Raw genomic sequence first — 20,897 nt, 5'->3', positions numbered from 1 at the left:
CGTCAGACTGTTATTATTAATTGGCAAGAACAAAATGAAAAAATTAAGCACAGCTGTATTATTGCTTGGGGTAATTCTGGTAGCTGCTCAGGAAAGTGAGGAAAAAGGAAAACAGATCGAAGATATTATCATCGTTGGAAACCGTAATGTCAAAAGAACAAAACTGGAGACGCCGGTTCCTGTAGATGTTATCAATATTGACAAAATCCAAAGAAGTTCTCCGCAAATGACCGCTCAGGATCTTCTGAATTATGTGATCCCATCCTTTAATGCAGTGAGGCAGTCTGCTTCTGATGGTACCGAACATATTGACCCTGTTACTTTAAGAGGCATGGGTCCTGACCAGGTTTTAGTGTTGCTTAACGGAAAGAGAAGACATTCTACTTCTTTGGTAAATTATCAGAATACCGTAGGAAATGGCTCTGTAGGAACAGATTTGAGTACCATCCCGATTATTGCTATTGATAGAATTGAAGTATTGAGAGATGGAGCCGCTGCACAATATGGTTCTGATGCTATTGCAGGAGTCATCAATATTATTCTCAAGAAAAATGCTGGAGCCTCGGCAAGTCTTACTTATGGATTGACCGGACGAAATGATGGGGATACTTACCAGGCGGGAGTCAATTACGGAACTTCGTTAGGAAAAAAAGACAGTTATATCAATCTTTCTCTGCAACTGAGCCACAGGGGTAAAACTACAAGAACTCAAAATCACGATCTGGATATTTTCGGAGATAATTTTGCGTATGAATTTGCCGGGGATGCTGAAGCTGTAAAAGCTGCCAGAGCTGCGGATGATGCAGAAATTGCAAAAAGAGGATTAACCCGTGATGATTTTAATTTTCAGATCGGAGATGCCCAGATCAGGCAGGGACAGTTGTTTTTCAACTCAGAATACCCTTTTAATGATAATTTTAAAGTATATTCTTTCGGAGGGTTCAGCATTAAAGAAGGAGAAGGATTTGGATTCAGAAGGCTGCCGAGCGAAAAGTCCAATGTGGTTTCATCAATTTACCCCAACGGATTTCAGGCAATTCTTGGATCTCAGGTATATGATATTTCTTATGCTGTGGGAGCAAAATATAATGTTAACGACTGGCTATTTGACCTTAGTAATACATTCGGGAGCAATACCTTCAATTATAATGTAAGCAACACCAATAATGCTTCTCTGGGAGCAAAATCTCCAACCCGGTTTTATGCAGGAGCCCATAGTTTTCTTCAGAATACTGTTAATCTTGATGTTTCAAAAAATATAAAACAGTTCAATATCGCTTTCGGAGGAGAATTCAGATTTGAACAATACCAGATCAAAGCAGGTGATGAAGCTTCTTATACCCAATACGACATCAATGGAAATGTTGCCACTGAAGGATCAACAGTGCTTGGAGCAGGTGGTTCTCAATCCTTTATCGGATTTTCTCCAAACAATGCCTTGAAAAAAGACAGGCATTCAACAGCCGTGTATGCGGATGTTTCGTATGATTTAGATAAAAAACTCAATATAGATGCGGCTGCCAGATTTGAAAATTATTCAGATTTCGGAAATACTTTGAATGGAAAACTTGCCGTCCGATATGAATTCGTAAAAAATTATGCAATAAGAGCCGCCGTTGGAACAGGGTTCAGAGCGCCCTCCCTTCAACAGCAATATTTCAATAATTCTTATGCTGATATTTCTACTTCAGGCGAGAAGATTGTCACAAAAGGAATCTTTAGCAATGATAGCAAAGCCGCTGAAATCCTTGGATTTGATAAACTTAAACAGGAAACCTCTGTAAACGGAAGTGCCGGATTTACTTTAACACCTGTAAAAGGACTGTTGATAACCGTAGATGGATATATTATTAAAGTAAAAGATAGAATCGTTATTACTGGAAATATAACAGATCCAAGATTGTCAGATCCAGCGATAGTAGGACAGGGAAAGGAGGTAGAAAGCGGAAGATTCTTTGCCAACGCTATTGATACAGAAACCAAAGGAGTTGATGTTGTAGTAACCTATGACTGGATTCTAGGTAATGGAAAATTAAATATCAATCTTGCCGGAAACTATACGGAAACAAAAATTACAGACTTCCATTTTCCGGAAAACTTAGGAACGCCTCAGGATCAGTTTTTTGGTCCTGATCAGATCAATATCATTGAAACACTGTCTCCAAAAACAAAAGCATCATTAGGATTGAATTATGGAATCGGGAAATTCAGTTTTCTCGTAAGAAATACCTATTTTGGTAAGGTAATAAGAGATGGTTATCCATTTGGAGACGTGCAGGAATTCTCGCCAAAGGTTGTGACTGATGTAAGCGTTGGCTATGATATCACCAAAAATATCAATTTTACAGTAGGGGCCAATAATGTATTTGATGTCTTCCCGGATCGCCAGATTTATAAAAATTCATACTATGGAGTATTCAAATACGCGCCGGTTCAGATGGGAACACTGGGGAATTATTTCTTCGGAAGGCTTAATTTTAATTTTTAATCATTAAATGAGTACTACCTCACATCAGATTGGCTGGAAAACAGCCGCTGCCATTGTCGTTTCCAATATGATAGGAACCGGGATTTTTACGACGCTTGGATTTCAGTTATCTGATATTACCAATACCTACAGTATTTTCCTGTTATGGGCCATCGGGGGAATTCTTGCTTTGTTCGGGGCTTTTTGCTACGCAGAACTGGGTTCACATTTTAAAGGAAATGGAGGCGATTTTATTTATCTCAAAGAAACCTATCATCCTGTATTCGGATATCTGATAAGCTGGATTTCACTCATCATAGGATTTTCCTCTCCTGTTGCACTGGCAGCGTTGGCGATGTCAAAATACCTTTCCGTATTTGACTATTCTTTTGGAAACGGTTTTGCGATCGCCGCTATTTTTCTCGTGGCCATAGCATTATCATTCAGTCTGAAAACATCCAGCAGGTTTCATAACTTTTTCACCTTCATTAAGATAGCTTTTATTATTGTGCTGGTTATTCTGGGAGTAGGAATTTCAGATTCACCACAGTTGGGTAATAGTCTCAATTTCAGTGACAGCTGGCAGAAGGAAATCATGCTTCCTGCATTTGCTACATCTCTGGTATTTGTCACCTATTCCTATACAGGCTGGAATTCAGCTTCCTATATTGCAGGAGAAATAAAAGATGTTCAGAAAAACCTTCCCAAATCACTCATCATCGGAACTGTTTTTGTGACGGTAAGCTATATTCTGGTGAATTATATTATGCTGAAACATGCTCCTGTCAATCAGTTGGCGGGGAAAGAAGATGTAATGGGAGAAGCGGCTGTCAATATGTTGGGGCCCGCTTTCGGAAAGATAGTCAATATTTTTATTGCCCTGCAGCTGGTTGCTACAATTAGCGGGTATTTATGGGTCGGTTCAAGATTGACGCAGGCTTTTGCAAAGCACACCTACATCTGGAAACCATTATCAGCAGGAAATAGAAAAGGAATTCCTGTAAGAGCCATTTTTGCCCATGCAGTCATTGCAACGGTTATCATTCTAACGGGAAGTTTTAAAGAAATTTTTGTCTATACCGCTTTTATTTTACAGCTTTTTGCGAGTCTGGCAATTTCTACCGTTTTCTTCCTGAAGAAAAAAGACAGAAAAATCTTTAAGTCGAATGCGTTTCACATTTTCCCGGCAGTTTTTTTATTGTTCAGTATCTATATTCTCTATTTTACATTCATTCATAATCCTAAAGAAAGCCTGATAGGATTGGGAATTATTGCGGTAGGAATTATTTTATATCTGCTGGACAGAAGACTTTCTAAAGGATCTCAGACTTAGTTTTGATGATGCAGAAAGATGAATTAACAGATTGGCAAATCTGTCTTTTTGTGGTTTTACATCCTTTATCCCTAATGCTCAAAAATTTATGATGATTCGGAATTTTAATTTTGAATTAATAATCCTTATCTTTGCACCCACAAAATTTCTACAATGTCTAAATCATTAATTCCAAAATTAGAAGCTATTAAACAAAGATATAATGAGGTTGCAGACCTTATTATACAGCCTGATGTCATTTCAGACCAAAAAAGATATTCTTCTTTGAACAAAGAATATAGTGATTTGGGAAAAATTGTAAGAGTTTACGATCAGTACAAAGGTGCTCTGGACAGTATTGCAGAATCTGAAGAGATCATTGCAGACGGTTCAGACAGAGATCTGGTAGATCTGGCTAAAGAAGAAAAGCTGGAAGCTCAGGCTAAACTTCCGGGATTGGAAGAAGAACTGAAAGTATTACTGATCCCTAAAGATCCTGCCGATGACAAAAACGTTATCGTAGAACTACGTGCCGGTACAGGAGGTGATGAGGCAGCTATCTTTGTGGAAGATGTGTACAGAATGTATACCATGTATTTTAAAACAAAAGGATGGAGACATGAAGTAACGGATTCTAACGAAGCTGCAAAAGGATACAAGGAATTGATCATGAAAGTGGAAGGAGAAGGTGTTTACGGAATCATGAAGTTTGAATCCGGAGTTCACCGTGTACAGCGAGTACCTGAAACAGAATCTCAGGGAAGAGTACACACTTCTGCCATTACCATTGCTGTTCTTCCGGAAGCAGAAGAAGTAGATTTTGAACTGAATCCTGCAGATATTGAAATGCAGACTTCCCGTTCAGGAGGTGCCGGTGGTCAGAACGTAAACAAGGTTGAAACTAAAGTTCAGCTTACCCACAAACCTTCAGGACTTGTTGTAGTTTGTCAACAGGCTCGTTCTCAGCTTGCTAACCGTGAGTTGGCAATGGAAATGCTGAGAACAAAATTATACGATATCGAATTACAGAAAGTACAGGGAGATATTGCCGCACAACGTAAATCTATGGTATCTACAGGAGACCGTTCTGCAAAAATTAAAACCTACAATTACCCGCAAGGTAGAGTTACAGACCACAGAATCAATAAGTCTATGTACAACCTTGATGCTTATATGAATGGTGATATTTCTGAAATGATTGATGCAGTAATCATGGCAGAAAATGCAGAGAAAATGAAAGGGGAAGAAGAGAATTATTAAAATTAAAACAAATAAAAACAAAGCCTCTGACTTTTCAGGGGCTTTGTTTTTCCCAATAACAAAACAAAATATAAACTATGAAAAACTACAAAATTATTTTCCTGCTGTTGCTTACCATAATGGGGCAGCAACTAATGGGGCAGACAGAAGTAAAGAAACCTAAAGAAGCCTTTGAACTCTTCTTTGGTACTTTTGTGAATAATGATGACACCGCATTGAATAAACTCAATGATTATTTAAAGCCTACCGTAGACGGTCAAACTGCTTATCAGGTGGATTTTAAAGAAACTTCAAAGGAAATGATCAATGGAAGCGTAGATAATTTTCTTGCAGCCTTTCCTAAAGCTACGGCTGCAGCTTGTAAAAAAGAAGCTGAAGATTACTTCGCCGCAATGTTTGGGAATTTTAAAACCGGAAAACTTACTGTAAAAGATGTAAAAGTAGTTCCGAATGAATATGTTGAAGGGCAAAAAATCGCAGAAATAAGCTATTCTGTAAGCTTCCTGGTTCCCTCAAAGCTAACCTCCGGACCAAAAGGAGATCTGAATAAAATAAAAGCTGAAGACCTTAAAAAGTATCTTATTCAGGCAGTTCAGGATTTTAAGAATGCTGATAAGACGGTAACAACCGACCAAAATTTTAGACTTTACGAACTTAAAGAAGGTGATAAAATATACTATTGGAACGGCAGCCCGGATGAGATTGTTTCCAACCTTACCGATTTCTATTTTGAAAGCTTCGGAGCCAATGAATAGATGAAAAGTACAATCATAAATAAAAAAAGTCCTGATATAAAGGGACTTTTTTTATTTCACATACTTTGCGTATTTTTGAGAAAAACCGATCAGTATGAATTTTAAACCTATATTGTTAACCGCTGGAGTATTGTTTTCAGCATCTTTTTATTCTCAGAAAATGAATTATCCTAAAGCGTTAAAAGGAAGTCAGACAGATACCTATTTCGGAACTGCTGTTTCTGATCCCTTCAGAGATCTGGAAAATGATTCCGAACCTACAAAAAAATGGGTAGATGAAGAAGTAGCTTACAGCCAGAATTATCTTTCTAAAATTCCGTTCAGGGATAAAATTAAAAGTCAGCTTAAAGATATCTGGAATTATGAGAAAATTTCAGCACCTTTCAAAGAAGGAGATTATACCTACTATTATAAAAACGATGGTCTGCAGGCACAGTCTGTTTTGTATAGAACAAACAACAAAACCAATGCTACAGAAGTATTTTTAGATCCTAATAAATTTTCAGAGAAAGGAACAACTTCTCTTTCCAATCTTTCTTTCAACAAAAAAGGAAATCTTGCTGCTTACTCTATCTCTGAAGGAGGTAGTGATTGGAACAAGATTATCATCATTGATGCTGTAACCAAAAAACAGATTGATGAAACTTTACTGGATGTAAAATTCAGCGGGATTTCATGGCAGGGAGACGAAGGTTTTTATTATTCAAGCTATGACAAACCAAAAGAAGGAACAGTACTTTCCGGAATGACGGATAAGCACAAAGTATACTTTCACAAGCTGGGAACAAAACAGTCTGAAGATCAATTGATTTTCGGAGGAGATAAAACCCCAAGAAGATACTTAAGTGCCGGAGTTTCTGAAGATCAGAGATATCTTATCATTTCGGCAGCTAATGCTACAAATGGTAATGAGTTGTATATAAAAGACCTTAAAAAAGGGGGCGACTTTGTACAAATTATGAACGGATTTGATATCAATGCCAGCATCGTAGATACACAAGGTGATGATCTTTTCATTTTCACCGATAAAGATGCTCCGAATATGCGTCTTGTAAAAACTACGATAAGCAATCCTGCTCCGGCAACATGGAAGGATGTAATTCCACAGACTGAAAACGTATTGGGAATTTCTTCCGGTGGAGGATATTTCTTTGCAACCTATATGATTGATGCCATAGATCAGGTAAAACAGTTTGATAAAACAGGAAAACTGGTTAGGGAAATTACGCTTCCCGGTAAAGGAAATGTTTCAGGATTTGGAGGAAAAGAAAAAGAGAAAGATGTTTACTTTTCTTTCAGCAATTATATTACACCGGGAACTACGTATAAATTCAATGTTGACTCTGGAAAATCAGAAGTCTATCAAAAGCCTAAAGTAAAGTTTAATCCGGATGATTATGTTTCGGAACAGGTATTCTATACTTCAAAAGACGGTACAAAAGTTCCTATGATGATCAACTATAAGAAAGGAACGAAGTTGGATGGTAAAAATCCTACCATTCTTTACTCTTATGGAGGGTTCAACATCAGTCTTCAGCCATCATTCTCTGTAGTCAACGCTATCTGGATGGAAAATGGGGGTATTTACGCTGTTCCAAACATCCGTGGAGGAGGAGAATACGGTAAGAAATGGCATGATGCAGGAACAAAACAACAGAAGAAAAATGTTTTTGAAGACTTTATTGCTGCCGGAGAATACCTTCAAAGCAAAGGCTATACTTCAAAACAATACATGGCCCTTTCAGGAAGATCAAATGGCGGATTATTGGTTGGAGCAACCATGACAATGAGACCTGATCTTGCTAGAGTAGCCTTCCCGGGAGTAGGAGTTTTGGATATGTTGAGATATAACAAGTTTACAGCCGGAGCAGGATGGTCTTATGACTACGGTACAGCGGAAGACAGCAAAGAAATGTTTGAGTATCTTAAATCCTATTCTCCTGTACATAATGTAAAAGCAGGAACCTGTTACCCATCCACAATGATTATCACAAGTGATCATGATGACAGAGTAGTTCCAGCTCACTCGTTCAAATTCGGGGCAGAACTTCAGGAAAAACAAGCATGTAAAAATCCTATTCTTTTAAGAATTGAAAAGAATGCAGGACACGGAGCAGGAAGATCAACAGATCAGGTGATCAGTGAAAATGCAGATCTTATATCATTTGCTTTATTTGAGATGGGAATAAAGAAATAACTTAAGTTTATATCCATAAGAACGGCTGGACATTTGTCCGGCCTTTTTCTTTTGCTAAAATCAAGAAAAACAGAGTGTTAACAGAAGTTTCATGTTTCGTTCAAAAAAATTAACTTTACGGGGACAAAAATAATTGGAATGCGAAAGACAATTTCTGTGAAAAACCCGGATTTTAATGTATTACCTCAGGAAAGAGAGATTTACAATTTTGAAAAAGACGGCCTTGAACTCAAATCATCCTATGAGAAAAAAGATGTAAAAGATGAATCATTAACGCAGACTTCTCCAGGAATTGCTCCCTATCTGCGAGGACCGTATTCCACCATGTATGTTCAAAAACCATGGACAATCCGTCAGTATGCCGGATTTTCTACCGCAGAGGAATCCAATGCTTTCTACAGGAGAAACCTTGCTGCAGGTCAGAAAGGACTTTCAGTAGCATTTGACCTGGCAACGCACCGGGGATATGACTCTGATCACTCAAGAGTAGTAGGAGACGTAGGAAAAGCAGGAGTTGCCATCGACTCGGTGGAAGACATGAAGATTCTATTCAATGAGATTCCATTGGATCAGATTTCAGTATCCATGACCATGAATGGGGCGGTACTTCCTATTTTGTCTTTCTATATCGTAGCAGCAGAAGAGCAGGGAGTAAAACAGGAACTGCTTTCAGGAACCATTCAGAATGATATTCTGAAGGAGTTCATGGTAAGAAATACCTATATCTATCCGCCGGCACCTTCCATGAAAATTATCGCTGATATTTTTGAATATACTTCGCAAAACATTCCAAAATTCAACTCCATTTCTATTTCAGGATACCATATGCAGGAAGCCGGAGCAACGCCTGTGCTTGAAATGGCTTATACGCTGGCTGATGGCCTTGAATATGTAAGAACAGGAATAAAAGCAGGAATGAACGTAGACGATTTCGCTCCGAGACTCTCTTTCTTCTGGGCAATCGGAATGAATCATTTCATGGAAATTGCTAAAATGCGTGCTGCTCGATATATCTGGGCGACCCTTTTAAAGCAGTTTAATCCTCAGAATCCAAAATCTCTGGCTTTAAGAACCCATTCCCAAACCTCAGGATGGTCTTTAACAGAACAGGAGCCTTTCAATAATATTACAAGAACTGCCATTGAAGCGTTGTCTTCCGCATTAGGAGGAACACAGTCTCTCCATACCAATGCATTGGATGAGGCCATTGCCCTTCCTACCGATTATTCAGCAAAAATCGCAAGAAATACACAGATTATTCTTCAGCAGGAAAGCGGAATATGCGATGTGGTAGATCCGATGGGAGGAAGCAACCTTGTGGAAAGCCTTACTCAGCAAATGATCGAAGAAGCGATGAGGTACATCGATGAGGTAGAGCAGGAAGGAGGAATGACCAAAGCCATCGAAGCCGGAATTCCAAAAATGAGAATTGAAGAAGCCGCAGCGAAAAAACAGGCTAAGATCGACAGTGGAGAAGAATTCATCATCGGAGTCAATTCATTCAAGTCCTCATTGAAGCAGGATCAGATTGAAATCTTAGACATTGACAATACCGAGGTTCGCAGAAAACAGATCGAAAGACTGAATACAATCAAAGCGGAAAGAAATGCTGAAGCTGTTGAACAGATTCTGAATGAAATCCGCCAAAGCGCTCAAACCGGAAAAGGGAACCTTCTGGCACTATGCATTGAGGCAGCAAGAAGAAGAGTTACCCTTGGCGAAATGAGTGATGCCATGGAAGAAACCTTTGGTAGATATAAAGCAAATATTAAAACAATCTCTGGTGTATACGCAATGAATGCCGGTAAAAACGAATACTTTGAAAAAGCCCTTAATCTGACTCAGAAATTTGAAGAAGAAGAAGGACGCCGCCCAAGACTTATGGTAGCCAAAATGGGACAGGACGGGCATGACAGAGGTGCAAAAGTTGTAGCCACAGCATTTGCCGATATGGGATTTGACGTAGATGTTGCTCCATTGTTCCAGACTCCTGAAGAAGTAGCTAAACAAGCTGTGGAAAATGATATTCACATTTTAGGAGTTTCTTCATTGGCAGCAGGACATAAAACATTAGTTCCTCAGGTAGTGGAGGAACTTTCCAAGCTGGGAGCAGACGATATTACCATCGTTGTAGGAGGAGTAATTCCACAGCAGGATTATGAATTCCTTTATGCCAACGGTGCAGACTTTATTTTCGGCCCTGGAACCAACCTTCCGAAATGTGCAGTGGAAATTTTAGAGAGATTTTTAGAAAAATAAACAGAAAAGCTTTAATTTCAATTTGAAATTAAAATGCAGCCTATGATTCTGAAAAATATAATAAAGCCTACGAGGAAAAAATTGTTTCTTGTCGTAGGCTTATTTATTATCGCTGGTGCTTTCCTTTTAGCTTCAGGAAAAAATGAATCCATACAAAGCTCGAAAACCGTTGCAGATACTGCTTTGGTTAGGAAACATTTGACAGCACTTACCCAAACGCCGCAATTTAGAAATCATAAAAATATAGAGCAGCTGAATGCCGTTGCAGGCTATATCCATCAGACTTTCAATACCTATGGTGACAGCACTGCTTACCAGGAATACAAAGTTGACGGAAAAATATATAAAAATGTAATGACCTCCTTTGGAACAGAAAATAAGAAACGAATTATTATAGGAGCTCATTACGATGTTTGTGGAGATCAGCAGGGTGCAGACGACAATGCAACCGGAGTTACGGCCCTTTTGGAGCTGGCAAGAATGCTTAAAGGACAAAAGTTGAAGTACAGAGTAGATCTTGTATCCTACACCTTAGAAGAACCTCCTTACTTCAGAACTGAAAATATGGGAAGTTATGTCCACGCAAAATATTTAAAAGATAACAATATTGATGTCTATGGAATGGCCAGTGTAGAAATGATTGGCTATTTTAAAGATGAAAAAGGTTCTCAGAGCTTTCCTGTAGGTGTTCTTTCATGGGTATACGGTGATAAAGGTGATTTTATTACTTTGATTAAAAAATTCAGTGGAGCTGGTCCGTTTGTAAAAAACTTTATCAGCAACTTTAAAGGTTCCGAAAAGATCAAAACAGAAACCTTCTCTGCCCCGAAATTTGTAGCAGGAATAGACTATTCTGATCATCTCAACTATTGGAACTTTGATTTCCCCGCTCTCATGATTACAGATACTTCCTTCTTCAGAAATAAAAATTATCATGAGCCTACAGACACTTTGGAAACCCTCGATACAAAGAGAATGACAAAGGTTATTGACGCCATTTTTCTCAGTATTATTCACATTAAGTGAAAAAAAATATTTTGATTTTCAGAAAAATGTATATATTTGCACCTGAAAATCAAGTTTAACCAATAAAAAACAACGAAGCAATGTTCAGAACTAATCAGAATTCTACAGTTGGATTGCCACTTATGGTGGTAAGGCTTCGCGGTTTGGTACATTCTTAGAATAACAGTACAATGAAATATCAAAACCCGAAGTCGTAGAGATTTCGGGTTTTTTATTGCGCAATATTTCAAACTCCCAGTTTACCCGAAATTTTTTAAGTGTCATTAAAGACGAAATAGGATGAAGTATATCACTCAGAACTATTATTGTCTATTATTAATCCATTCAACTAATATTTTAGTTGAATAAAAGTTGTGTGAGATAAAATAAAAACATTTGTGATCTCACATCATACTTCTGTGAACAATGGAAAATGATAATCTTCTGTTTTCCCGCCTGAGAAGTGCGAGAAGCAGAAAAAGAACAATTAAAAAAGATGTAGAAAAGCAGATCAGGAAAAAATATCATCGTAGTGAAGAACTTTGGGAAATCAGACGAAATATCCAATGGATTCCTTTGGATAAACCTTATCAAAGAGGATTTGTAAGATTCTTTGTGGTAAGGGAAGATGTAATGAGATCCAAATATGGAGAGTTCTTTGAAGGAATTCTGAAGAAAATCAATACTTACATGTATTCTGAAAGCAGAAAATTTCTTAAAAAGAAAAGAAAATCCGGACGAAGAATCTATGTGGAAAGAGAACAGAAGCTCAGTAGAGTTTCAGCATATACCTGGAGTGATCCGAAATTCGGACTTACACCAATGGAAAGACAGTATTTTTTGCAAAAGGAAGAATATTGCCCCATAAGGAAGAAGTATGAGATTTACTACGAATTCATTGAACCGTGGAGGTTTATCCTTCGAATAAGACCCTATATGATTACCCATTATAAACCTGTAGACTTTGAACTGGAAAAAGAGTGCGCAGAACTGGAAGATTATTTAGGACAGCACAAGGTTGCTGGGATTATCCATAAAACAATATATGGAAAGCCAGGTTCATGGAAGATGAAATACAAATCTGATCAAAATGAAAGTACAAAATACTTTCACTACAAAATGTCTGCAACAGAGATTGCAGAAAGCTTACAGGACTTATGAGTCCAACTGTTATTTAAAACAAAAACAATGGGAAATTTAAAACTAAAAGGAAAAGATATATTAAAACTGGGCTATCCAAATAACCAAAGCGTAAACGTAGCATTGGAAGTCATGAAAAGAAATTTTGCAACGAAGAACATTCACCATGTAAAAGCTCTTTTAAAGGAAATTTTGCTGAATCCGGAAGAATTTGAGAAAGATCTCACCTTCGGACAGATTGCAGAAACCCTGCTTTCATCCAAAAAAACGGAAAAAAGAATGCTGAATTCACAGCGTGCTTCCTTTCAGATTTTTGGTAACAATATCTCAGAAGAGGCAAAAAATCAGTTGTACACAGCTTTGAAATTACCTATTTCTACTCAGGGAGCATTAATGCCCGATGCCCACAGCGGCTACGGACTTCCAATTGGAGGAGTTCTGGCAGTGGAAAACGCCGTAATCCCTTACGGAGTAGGAATGGATATTGGCTGCAGAATGAGCCTCAGTATTTTGGATACACCCGTTTCATATCTTGAAGGGGCAAGAGATAAATATGAAAAAGCCCTTGCCGAACATACAAAATTCGGGATGTATGAAACGCACAAGTCTCACATAGACCATGAGATTTTTGAAAGAGATACATTCGATATGATCCCGATCTTAAGAAGATTAAAGGGAAAAGCCATTAAACAGATGGGATCTTCAGGCGGAGGAAATCACTTTGTAGAATTCGGGGAAGTGGAAATCACCGAAGAAGACGAACAGATTGGCCTGCCAAAAGGAAAATATCTGGGAATCCTTTCTCACAGTGGCTCAAGAGGCCTCGGAGCAGAAATTGCACAGTATTATTCAAGGATGGCAACAGAACAGTGTCCGCTACCAAAAGAAGCCCAAAACTTCGCCTGGCTGGACCTTAGTACACATCTGGGATTGGAATATTGGACAGCAATGAATCTTGCCGGAGATTATGCTTCAGCCTGCCATGACGATATTCACAGAAGACTTGTAAAAGCCGTTGGTGGAAGAGTAAAAGCCAGAATTGAAAATCATCACAACTTTGCCTGGAAAGAAATCCACAACGGAAAAGAAGTGATTGTTCACCGAAAAGGCGCAACACCTGCCAATGAGAATGAATTGGGAATGATTCCCGGATCCATGACCGCAAAAGGATTTATCGTTCGCGGAAAAGGAAACCCGGAATCTCTGAACTCAGCGTCCCATGGTGCAGGAAGAGCACATTCCAGAGGAGAATGCAGAAGTCTTTTCACTCAGCATGATATCAAAAAAGAATTAAAGCTTAAAAAAGTCACACTGATGGGTGGAAATGCTGAAGAAGCACCTATGGCATACAAAGACATCAATGAAGTGATGAACGCTCAGAGCGAATTGGTAGACATTCTGGGAACCTTCCAGCCGAGAATTGTGAGAATGGATAAGTAATTAGCCTAATATTTTACAACCTTACAGGTTTCAAAAACCTGTAAGGTTTAATCAGGAAATATTTAAAAACAAAGAAATGGGAGCACCACATAACATCAAAAGATACGGTGAAGTCTGGCCTGAATTCAGAATCCGGTTAGGACTCAAAATTTTAGATAAATTAAAAGATAAAATCATTATATCAGGAGGTTGGGCATGGCATTTTATGTCCGAAGAAGGACATACGGAATATAAGCATGCCCATGACCATAAGGATATTGATGTTTTTGTAAAAAAAGAAAAGATAGCAGAAGTAGTCATCATTCTTCAGCAGGAAGGATTCCGGAAAGTCTGGACCCGATATGACCATCTGCCGAGCGAGGAAAACTTTCGCAGGTATGAAAAAACTGTTGAGCTTGAAAATGACAAATTCCACAGAATTACCATAGACTTCTTTGAAAGAAATGATCTTGAAACTATAGAAGCTAATGGTTTTACTGTCGTAAAGCCTGATACTTTACTTTCATTTTACAGAAATATTCATTCCAGTGACAAATGCTGGGCAGTAATGGCTGCAAAAGATTTATTAGAAAAGGGAATAGATCCGGTAGGTCACCCTTTATTAAGCAAAATGCCAATATAACAATGGAAAAATTAATACAAATCACTTCAGGAAGAGGACCTTTAGAATGCCAGTGGGTAGTAGCCAAGGTTCTGAAGACTTTTTTTGAAGAGGCAAAACAAAATACAATAGAATACGAAATCATACATCGTGAAAGCGGTGATGAAAACCTAACATTAAAGTCTGTGACTCTGCTTTTAAAGGGCAAAGAGATAAATATATTTTTAAAAAACTGGTTGGGAAGTGTTTGCTGGATAGGAAAAAGTACATTCAGGAAACTCCATAAAAGAAGCAATTGGTTTATCGGAATCTTCGAATTGGAGAATGTGAAAATGATTGACTTCCATGAAAAAGACATCCGGTTTCAGACTGCGAGAAGTCAGGGAAGCGGAGGACAAAACGTAAACAAAGTGAATACCGCTGTTCGTGCTACTCATATTCCTACTAAAGAAACGGTGTTTGTACAGGATTCCCGTTCCCAGCTGGAGAATAAAAAACTATCTGTTATCAGACTCAAAGAAAAGGTAATGGCTGTTTATATCCAACAGCTGGAAAGAAAGCTGAAAGAAACCTGGTCTCTTCAGATGCAGGTAGAACGCGGAAATCCGGTTCGGACATTTTCAGGAACAGATTTTAAAAAGAATTACGACGACAGGACATTCAAAAAACAAAGAAATGCCTTGAAAAACGAACTTAAAAACTACAACAATGACCTTAACTAAAAGTAAATATTATTTTGAAGCATTAGACTACTTTCCATTCAATCTTTCTGAATGTATGGATGCACTGAATTATGCTCTGTCTTACGAACCGGAAGATGCAGACAGCCTTTGCCTGATGGGAAGAGTATATTCAGAAGAATTAAAGGACTATGAAACAGCAAAGAAATATTTTGATGAAGCCATGCAAAGTAATATCGGAAATGTTAATACTCCCAAATATTATATCGAATGCCTTTTAAATAATGAAGATTATAAAGAAGCGGAAAAATTGATAGCATTTGCCTTAAAGCTAAAAGGAATTGACAAATCAGAAATTCTGAACTGTCTCTCCCTTCTGCAGGAAAGAAACTTTGAGTACAAGCAAGCTTTAGGAACCCTTAAAGAAGCTAAGAAATTTGCTTACAACCGTACAGCACTCGATATACTTGAAGATAGAGAAAAAATGATTAAAAGTAAAATGCCGGTAACAAGGGTCAGAAAGAAAGAGGAGATTAAATAAATCTCCTTTTTTAGATATATTAAACCTGATTCTGTAGGTATTTATCAAAAATGACCACCATCAATAGTTAAAATTATAAAACAAAAATTTTAAAAGAATAAATAATATAATTTAAAAAAAACAGAAATATTCAGATATTGCTGATTTTTGTGATTTTATTTTTTTTATAAGTTGTTAGCAGGTAGTGTTTTATATATTTATCTACCTAAAAAAACAATATGAATAAAAATTTTTTTCTAGTACCATTTTCGGTAGCAGCGTTTTTTGTTTCCGGAAATGTTTGCGCTCAAAATTCTGCAGAACTTATTCAGGAATATTACCACAAAAAGGGGCAGATAGCACAAAAGAGTAGCAACGATGCATCAGGAATTATTATTCTGAACGAAGATCTTTCCCACAGCCTTCAGGCCAGAATTGTGGATGTACAGCAAACCTATAATGGGCTTCGGGTCTATAATGCTCTGGGAAAAGTAGTGATCAGGGAAAATAAAATTATCTCTGAGAAAAATGAATTTAAGAGGAATATTGTTGTGGATGGCCATAAAAACAGTACTGCAAAGTTTTCGGATGATCTTATCAAAAGTAAGCTGGGTCTGAAAGATATTTCTGAAATAAATTACGCTGATGATGTCTATTTTGAGAATAATAAAGTATATAAACTTGCAAAGGAATTATTTGTTTCTGATAAGAATTCTTCCAATGTATGGCATGTAATAGCTGACGCAGATACAGGTGAAATATTCACTAAAGATAATATGACCGTCAGTTGTAATTTTGCGGATAAAGAAGAGGACAATAATCGTTCAGAACAACCGGCAAAGTTTCACCTGGTATATGCGGAACCCACTGAAATAAAGAGTGAAATAAATATTCAGGGGAAGCTCGTGCCGGATAATGCATCTTATAATGTATTTCCGTTACCGGTAGAAGCACCTACATTTGGTTCACGTTCTATCATCACTAATCCCTGGGATCTTACTGCATCTCCCGAAGGCTGGCATTCCGATGGAACCAACAGCTACACTATAACAAGAGGGAATAATGTGTACGCTTATTCTGATCAGAATAATACGGATACACCAGGATATTCTCCGGATGGCGGAAGCGCGCGCATTTTTGATTTTCCTTTTGCCGACGGAAGATATGATAATCCCTTCACATATAAAGATGCTGCTATCACGGAGTTATTTTATATGAATAATAAAATGCATGATCTGTTTTATAAATTCGGATTTACAGAATCTGCCCGAAATTTCCAGACCAGTAACTTTGGAAATACTGGTATGGGAGGAGATGCTGTAAATGCAGAAGCTTTTGACGGAAGCGGCCTTAATAATGCCAATTTTAGCCCTGGCTATGAAAAAATTGTCAACGGACAGCCACAGGTAAAGGCAGGTAGAATGCAGATGTATCTTTATGATAGGCTGCAAACAGCTGATGACCCGGTAATAAGGTATCAGTATAATTCTCCTGCTTCCGTGGCGGGCAGACCAAAAGTATTGACAGCAGGAGCATCATTTGGACCTTTGTATGGTGCTCCGGTTACAGGAGACCTGGCAATTCCTGTACCAGCCGATGCATGTACCGCTCCTGCTGCTGGAAGCCTGGCTAATAAAATTGCAGTCATAACAAATGCTAATTGTGAATTTGGCCTTAAAGCCCTCAACATACAGAATGCTGGAGCTGTAGGTGTCATTATGTATAAATCTTCTTCCGATATCCCAACTTCATTGGGTGCAGGAACTTATGGAGGGCAGGTGACCATACCTACTATGAGTATGGGAAAAACGGAAGGTCTATTCCTGACCGGGCAGTTGAATAGCGGAAATACTATTAATGCCACCCTCAATTTAGATTATAGTGGTTTCAAGAATGCATGTTTTGATAATGGTACTATGGCCCATGAGTATGGGCATGGAGTATCCAACCGGCTTACCGCACAGGGATATAGTTGTCTCTCATCCACCAACAGCACGGAGCAGATGGGCGAAGGTTGGTCTGATTTCTTCGGACTTATGGTGACCGCCAGACCTGGAGACACTTCCTCTGTTTCCAGAGGACATTCAACTTATACGAAAAATGAGCCTACAACCGGCAATGGCAACAGGCTGGCTAAATATTCCCCCGATTTTAGCATTAATGATTATACCTACGGGAAAACAAATACCAATACAGAAGTTCATCAGATAGGTTTTATATGGACAACAATGCTTTGGGATCTGGCCTGGAAGTATATAGAAAAATATGGATATAATAATGATGTTCTGGCTAGCAGTACTTCCGGAAATGCAAAAGTTCTTCAGCTTGTCATTGACGGAATTAAGCTGCAGCCGTGCAGCCCCACTTTTATTGATGGTAGAGATGCTATTTTGCAGGCTGATGTAATAGGAAATGGAGGGCTTAATAAATGCTTGATTTGGAACACATTTGCAAGAAGAGGGCTTGGAGTGAACGCATCCGCAGGTTCCAAAACAGTTGCTACTGATCAGGTAGAAGACTTTACAGTACCTGCCGAATGCAATACAGCTTTGGCTACTAAGGAAAGTATAAAAGCAGGATCCAGGTTTATTGTTTTTCCTAATCCTGTTTATGATGAATTTTTCGTGGGAAATATTGATAAATCTCCGAATGAAGTTAAAATTACGATGTTTGACATGTCTGGTAAATTAGTAATGACGGATTCCAGAGAATCAGGATCGAAGAAAGCTGTTTCTGTAAAAGGACTTCAAAAAGGAGTTTATATGGTTCATATCAGTCAGGGGAATCAGTCCCAGGTTGAAAAACTTATTGTAAGATAACAGTTGGCATTAATTAAAGATAAAAAAATAAGCTTTCATTGAAAGCTTATTTTTTATTGACAGAGATCAGATAGTCATACACCATTTGATGCTGGTCATCGCTCAGTTTAGCTTTTGGAGCCATTCTGCTTAACGTGTTGATCCATCCCTTGTCGTCATGTTTCGTTGGTTCCGGCAGCTTATGGCATTTTGCACAGGAATTTTCAAAAATGGTTTTTCCTTGCGCCAGCTGCTCAGATGAGGTATACTTTGGCCCTGTTACAGCCACACTTTTTGGTCCGCAGGATACCAGAAATGCTGATGCTGCGATACCGGCTAAGATGAATTTTTTCATATCCTATTTTTGTTTGATGATTACTTCTTCACAGAAACAATATAATCATAAACCCATTGGTGCTGTTCATCCGTTAATTTTGCCTTTGGAGCCATAGAATTCATGATTCCTACCCATTGTACAGAATTGTGTGAAGCAGGATCAGGGAGTTTATGACATCTTCCACAAGAGTTTTCAAAAATAGTTTTCCCCTGAGCAATCTGTTCTGCAGTAGATGTTGAAGTTCCTGCAGTAGCAGTGGATGTAGCAGCTTTCGGCGTACAGGATACCAGCAAAATTGCAGTAAACGAAGCCGCAGCGATGAGTTTTTTCATGTTTCTTTTTTTGATAGATAACAAATGTAATAAATTCCTTAAGCGGTTGATATAGGGGGTTCTAGTTTTAATTTAGAAGAAATAAAAATTAAAATTACGTAAAATCAGTAATCCCAAATGAAGATAATTTAAATCTTTTGTCTCATCATTCCAAGCAGGCTATTGACCATTCCCATTTTAATTATTAATTTTGAATTAATGAAATTTTCTACAGAAGAGCTAATAGAAGGAATACAGTCAGGAAACAAACGCCTGATTGCAAAAGCTATTACATTGGTTGAAAGTAAGAAAGCAGAGCATAGGGTACAGGCAGAAGAATTGTTGAAGAAAATTATGCCTCTTACCGGAAACTCTGTGAGGGTAGGAGTAACGGGTGTTCCCGGGGCAGGAAAATCTACCTTTATAGAAAACTTTGGCCGTTTGGTTATTGCTCATGGAAAAAAGGTTGCCGTTTTGGCCATTGATCCTAGTTCAGCTATTAACAAGGGAAGTATTTTGGGAGATAAAACCAGAATGGAAGAATTGGCCAAAGAAGAAAATGCATTCATCCGCCCTTCTCCCAGCTCAGGGTTTTTGGGAGGAGTAGCGAATACTACTTTTGAAACTATGATGATCTGCGAAGCTGCAGGCTACGATTATATTTTAATAGAAACGGTAGGAGTAGGGCAGTCAGAAGTGCTGGTTGCTGATATTACCGATGTTTTCTTATTCCTTAAAATTATTGGAGGTGGAGATGAGCTTCAGGGAATAAAAAGAGGTATCATGGAAATGGTAGACCTCATTTTTATCAATAAAGTAGATCAGGACAATCTTCAGAAAGCTAAAAATACAAGACTGGAATTAAAAAGAGCATTAGACTTTATTCCGCCTAAAGAAAAAGGATGGAAGATTCCTGTTTTACTTGGCTCTGCGCTTCATAATCAGGGATTACAGGAAGTGTATGATACAATATCCGAATTTATTGATCTGAAAAAGAAGAGTGGCCGTTTTGAAGAAATCCGGGTTCAGCAGGCTGAAAAACGATTTGAATATTGGGTTCAGGAATATATTTTATCCCTGATGAAAAAAAGTAATGCGGTGGAGGAAGCTTATCATATGCACAAAAAAAATGCTTCAGCCATGGTTTCTAATCCAAGTACTGAAGCAAAATTATTTGTAGAAAAATTTTTATCTAACGAAAACAGGGGTTAAAGCTTCTCTTTTTCCTGTTTAACCTCAGTTTTTGAAATATATCCGTCATAGGTGATGGGTTGCCTGTCGTTACTTCTCATAGAAACGAAAGCTTTTCCGGTTTTAAAAATTTCAATATTCACTTCGTCTACGTTTCTTACATCTTTAGGTTTGAACTTAAAAGTCCAGGTTCCTTTTTTATTCTGAGTTTTAGTGACCGTAAAATCTTTCGAAGTAAATCGGTAGCTGTTATCACTTGCGCTTCCAAAGGTAGGATTGAATAGTCTTCCAAAATAAGGAAGTACTACTTCAAGCGTATTTTTACTGACGTCAATGGTGTAATCTCCATTCAGATTCAACATTCTTGTTGCAGTGGCATTGGGCATTGAATTCATGACATTGATAACATCATAATTCGTAGGGTTGGCTCTTTGTGCATAGAAGGTAAACTCCTGGGAATTCACCAAAGTGTCCACTGTTTTCGGATCTAATGAACCTTGTGAAGCACAGCTCTGGAATAAGAACAGGAATCCAAAAATCATCAGTAAAGAAATATACTTTTTCATAATGATATAATTATTAAATTTAAACAGCAAAATGTATGCAAATATATTCTTTCTGAAA

General features: G+C 38.0%; 17 protein-coding genes. 14 read left to right on the top strand and 3 right to left on the bottom strand.

Annotation, left to right across the window (positions count from 1 at the left end):
• The first annotated feature begins 34 nt into the window (after positions 1-34).
• The 13 genes from FB551_RS21630 (at position 35) to FB551_RS21570 (ending at position 18,455) form a co-directional block, all read left to right on the top strand.
• The gene (locus FB551_RS21630) at positions 35-2,488 is read left to right on the top strand and encodes a TonB-dependent receptor plug domain-containing protein (protein WP_142018891.1); all 2,454 of its coding nucleotides are present in this window, start codon (positions 35-37) and stop codon (positions 2,486-2,488) included.
• A 7-nt stretch (positions 2,489-2,495) separates the two neighbouring features.
• A complete protein-coding gene (locus tag FB551_RS21625) occupies positions 2,496-3,800 on the top strand; it encodes an APC family permease (protein ID WP_047428801.1) in 1,305 nt (434 codons plus the stop codon).
• A gap of 153 nt (positions 3,801-3,953) precedes the next feature.
• Positions 3,954-5,039, top strand: coding sequence for a peptide chain release factor 1 (gene prfA, locus FB551_RS21620; protein WP_047428803.1), 1,086 nt, complete (start codon positions 3,954-3,956; stop codon positions 5,037-5,039).
• Between the two features lie 77 nt (positions 5,040-5,116).
• The gene (locus FB551_RS21615) at positions 5,117-5,794 is read left to right on the top strand and encodes a hypothetical protein (protein WP_142018890.1); all 678 of its coding nucleotides are present in this window, start codon (positions 5,117-5,119) and stop codon (positions 5,792-5,794) included.
• Between the two features lie 94 nt (positions 5,795-5,888).
• Complete coding sequence (locus FB551_RS21610; protein ID WP_142018889.1) at positions 5,889-7,991, top strand: prolyl oligopeptidase family serine peptidase; 2,103 nt, start codon at positions 5,889-5,891, stop codon at positions 7,989-7,991.
• A gap of 138 nt (positions 7,992-8,129) precedes the next feature.
• Complete coding sequence (scpA, locus tag FB551_RS21605) at positions 8,130-10,250, top strand: methylmalonyl-CoA mutase (protein WP_142018888.1); 2,121 nt, start codon at positions 8,130-8,132, stop codon at positions 10,248-10,250.
• Between the two features lie 42 nt (positions 10,251-10,292).
• Entirely contained in the window at positions 10,293-11,276 is a 984-nt protein-coding gene (locus FB551_RS21600) for a M28 family peptidase (RefSeq protein ID WP_142018887.1), read from the top strand.
• A gap of 405 nt (positions 11,277-11,681) precedes the next feature.
• On the top strand, positions 11,682-12,416 hold the full coding sequence (locus tag FB551_RS21595) for a hypothetical protein (protein WP_142018886.1): 735 nt from the start codon (positions 11,682-11,684) through the stop codon (positions 12,414-12,416).
• A 27-nt stretch (positions 12,417-12,443) separates the two neighbouring features.
• Entirely contained in the window at positions 12,444-13,835 is a 1,392-nt protein-coding gene (locus FB551_RS21590) for an RtcB family protein (RefSeq protein WP_142018885.1), read from the top strand.
• Positions 13,836-13,911: 76 nt separating this feature from the next.
• A complete protein-coding gene (locus FB551_RS21585; protein ID WP_142018884.1) occupies positions 13,912-14,457 on the top strand; it encodes a nucleotidyltransferase family protein in 546 nt (181 codons plus the stop codon).
• Positions 14,458-14,459: 2 nt separating this feature from the next.
• Positions 14,460-15,158 (top strand): peptide chain release factor H, encoded by a 699-nt coding sequence (gene prfH, locus FB551_RS21580; protein ID WP_142018883.1) that lies wholly within the window; start codon positions 14,460-14,462, stop codon positions 15,156-15,158.
• A complete protein-coding gene (locus FB551_RS21575; protein WP_142018882.1) occupies positions 15,145-15,657 on the top strand; it encodes a tetratricopeptide repeat protein in 513 nt (170 codons plus the stop codon). The genes prfH and FB551_RS21575 overlap by 14 nt, the downstream gene beginning before the upstream one ends.
• Positions 15,658-15,875: 218 nt before the next feature.
• The gene (locus tag FB551_RS21570) at positions 15,876-18,455 is read left to right on the top strand and encodes a T9SS-dependent M36 family metallopeptidase (RefSeq protein WP_142018881.1); all 2,580 of its coding nucleotides are present in this window, start codon (positions 15,876-15,878) and stop codon (positions 18,453-18,455) included.
• 46 nt (positions 18,456-18,501) lie between these two features.
• On the opposite strand, the gene FB551_RS21565 is transcribed toward FB551_RS21570, so the two are convergent.
• Together FB551_RS21565 and FB551_RS21560 are read right to left on the bottom strand one after the other, a co-directional pair.
• A complete protein-coding gene (locus FB551_RS21565) occupies positions 18,502-18,789 on the bottom strand; it encodes a c-type cytochrome (protein ID WP_047428818.1) in 288 nt (95 codons plus the stop codon).
• 20 nt (positions 18,790-18,809) lie between these two features.
• Complete coding sequence (locus tag FB551_RS21560; RefSeq protein WP_142018880.1) at positions 18,810-19,103, bottom strand: c-type cytochrome; 294 nt, start codon at positions 19,101-19,103, stop codon at positions 18,810-18,812.
• A 198-nt stretch (positions 19,104-19,301) separates the two neighbouring features.
• Here FB551_RS21560 and meaB point away from each other — a divergent pair, with 198 nt between their 5' ends.
• On the top strand, positions 19,302-20,294 hold the full coding sequence (gene meaB / locus FB551_RS21555; RefSeq protein WP_142018879.1) for a methylmalonyl Co-A mutase-associated GTPase MeaB: 993 nt from the start codon (positions 19,302-19,304) through the stop codon (positions 20,292-20,294).
• Here meaB and FB551_RS21550 read toward each other — a convergent pair.
• Positions 20,291-20,839: a DUF4251 domain-containing protein gene (locus FB551_RS21550; protein ID WP_047428825.1), complete on the bottom strand. Its 549-nt coding sequence runs from the start codon at positions 20,837-20,839 to the stop codon at positions 20,291-20,293. The two genes, meaB and FB551_RS21550, sit on opposite strands and share 4 nt — an antisense overlap.
• Positions 20,840-20,897: the final 58 nt, after the last annotated feature.

It is taken from the genome of Chryseobacterium aquifrigidense (genome assembly GCF_006716485.1).
Taxonomy (GTDB): domain Bacteria; phylum Bacteroidota; class Bacteroidia; order Flavobacteriales; family Weeksellaceae; genus Chryseobacterium; species Chryseobacterium vietnamense.
This window is presented reverse-complemented; position numbering and strand designations above follow the sequence as displayed.

What these genes read in the sequence shown, in the direction of transcription:
- prfH (WP_142018883.1), top strand. Translation starts at nt 14,460, where the DNA reads ATGGAAAAATTAATACAAATCACTTCAGGAAGAGGACCTTTAGAATGC.
- FB551_RS21565 (WP_047428818.1), bottom strand. Translation starts at nt 18,789, where the DNA reads ATGAAAAAATTCATCTTAGCCGGTATCGCAGCATCAGCATTTCTGGTA.
- scpA (WP_142018888.1), top strand. Translation starts at nt 8,130, where the DNA reads ATGCGAAAGACAATTTCTGTGAAAAACCCGGATTTTAATGTATTACCT.
- FB551_RS21590 (WP_142018885.1), top strand. Translation starts at nt 12,444, where the DNA reads ATGGGAAATTTAAAACTAAAAGGAAAAGATATATTAAAACTGGGCTAT.
- FB551_RS21600 (WP_142018887.1), top strand. Translation starts at nt 10,293, where the DNA reads ATGATTCTGAAAAATATAATAAAGCCTACGAGGAAAAAATTGTTTCTT.
- FB551_RS21585 (WP_142018884.1), top strand. Translation starts at nt 13,912, where the DNA reads ATGGGAGCACCACATAACATCAAAAGATACGGTGAAGTCTGGCCTGAA.
- meaB (WP_142018879.1), top strand. Translation starts at nt 19,302, where the DNA reads ATGAAATTTTCTACAGAAGAGCTAATAGAAGGAATACAGTCAGGAAAC.
- FB551_RS21595 (WP_142018886.1), top strand. Translation starts at nt 11,682, where the DNA reads ATGGAAAATGATAATCTTCTGTTTTCCCGCCTGAGAAGTGCGAGAAGC.
- FB551_RS21560 (WP_142018880.1), bottom strand. Translation starts at nt 19,103, where the DNA reads ATGAAAAAACTCATCGCTGCGGCTTCGTTTACTGCAATTTTGCTGGTA.
- FB551_RS21615 (WP_142018890.1), top strand. Translation starts at nt 5,117, where the DNA reads ATGAAAAACTACAAAATTATTTTCCTGCTGTTGCTTACCATAATGGGG.
- prfA (WP_047428803.1), top strand. Translation starts at nt 3,954, where the DNA reads ATGTCTAAATCATTAATTCCAAAATTAGAAGCTATTAAACAAAGATAT.
- FB551_RS21575 (WP_142018882.1), top strand. Translation starts at nt 15,145, where the DNA reads ATGACCTTAACTAAAAGTAAATATTATTTTGAAGCATTAGACTACTTT.
- FB551_RS21630 (WP_142018891.1), top strand. Translation starts at nt 35, where the DNA reads ATGAAAAAATTAAGCACAGCTGTATTATTGCTTGGGGTAATTCTGGTA.
- FB551_RS21570 (WP_142018881.1), top strand. Translation starts at nt 15,876, where the DNA reads ATGAATAAAAATTTTTTTCTAGTACCATTTTCGGTAGCAGCGTTTTTT.
- FB551_RS21550 (WP_047428825.1), bottom strand. Translation starts at nt 20,839, where the DNA reads ATGAAAAAGTATATTTCTTTACTGATGATTTTTGGATTCCTGTTCTTA.
- FB551_RS21610 (WP_142018889.1), top strand. Translation starts at nt 5,889, where the DNA reads ATGAATTTTAAACCTATATTGTTAACCGCTGGAGTATTGTTTTCAGCA.
- FB551_RS21625 (WP_047428801.1), top strand. Translation starts at nt 2,496, where the DNA reads ATGAGTACTACCTCACATCAGATTGGCTGGAAAACAGCCGCTGCCATT.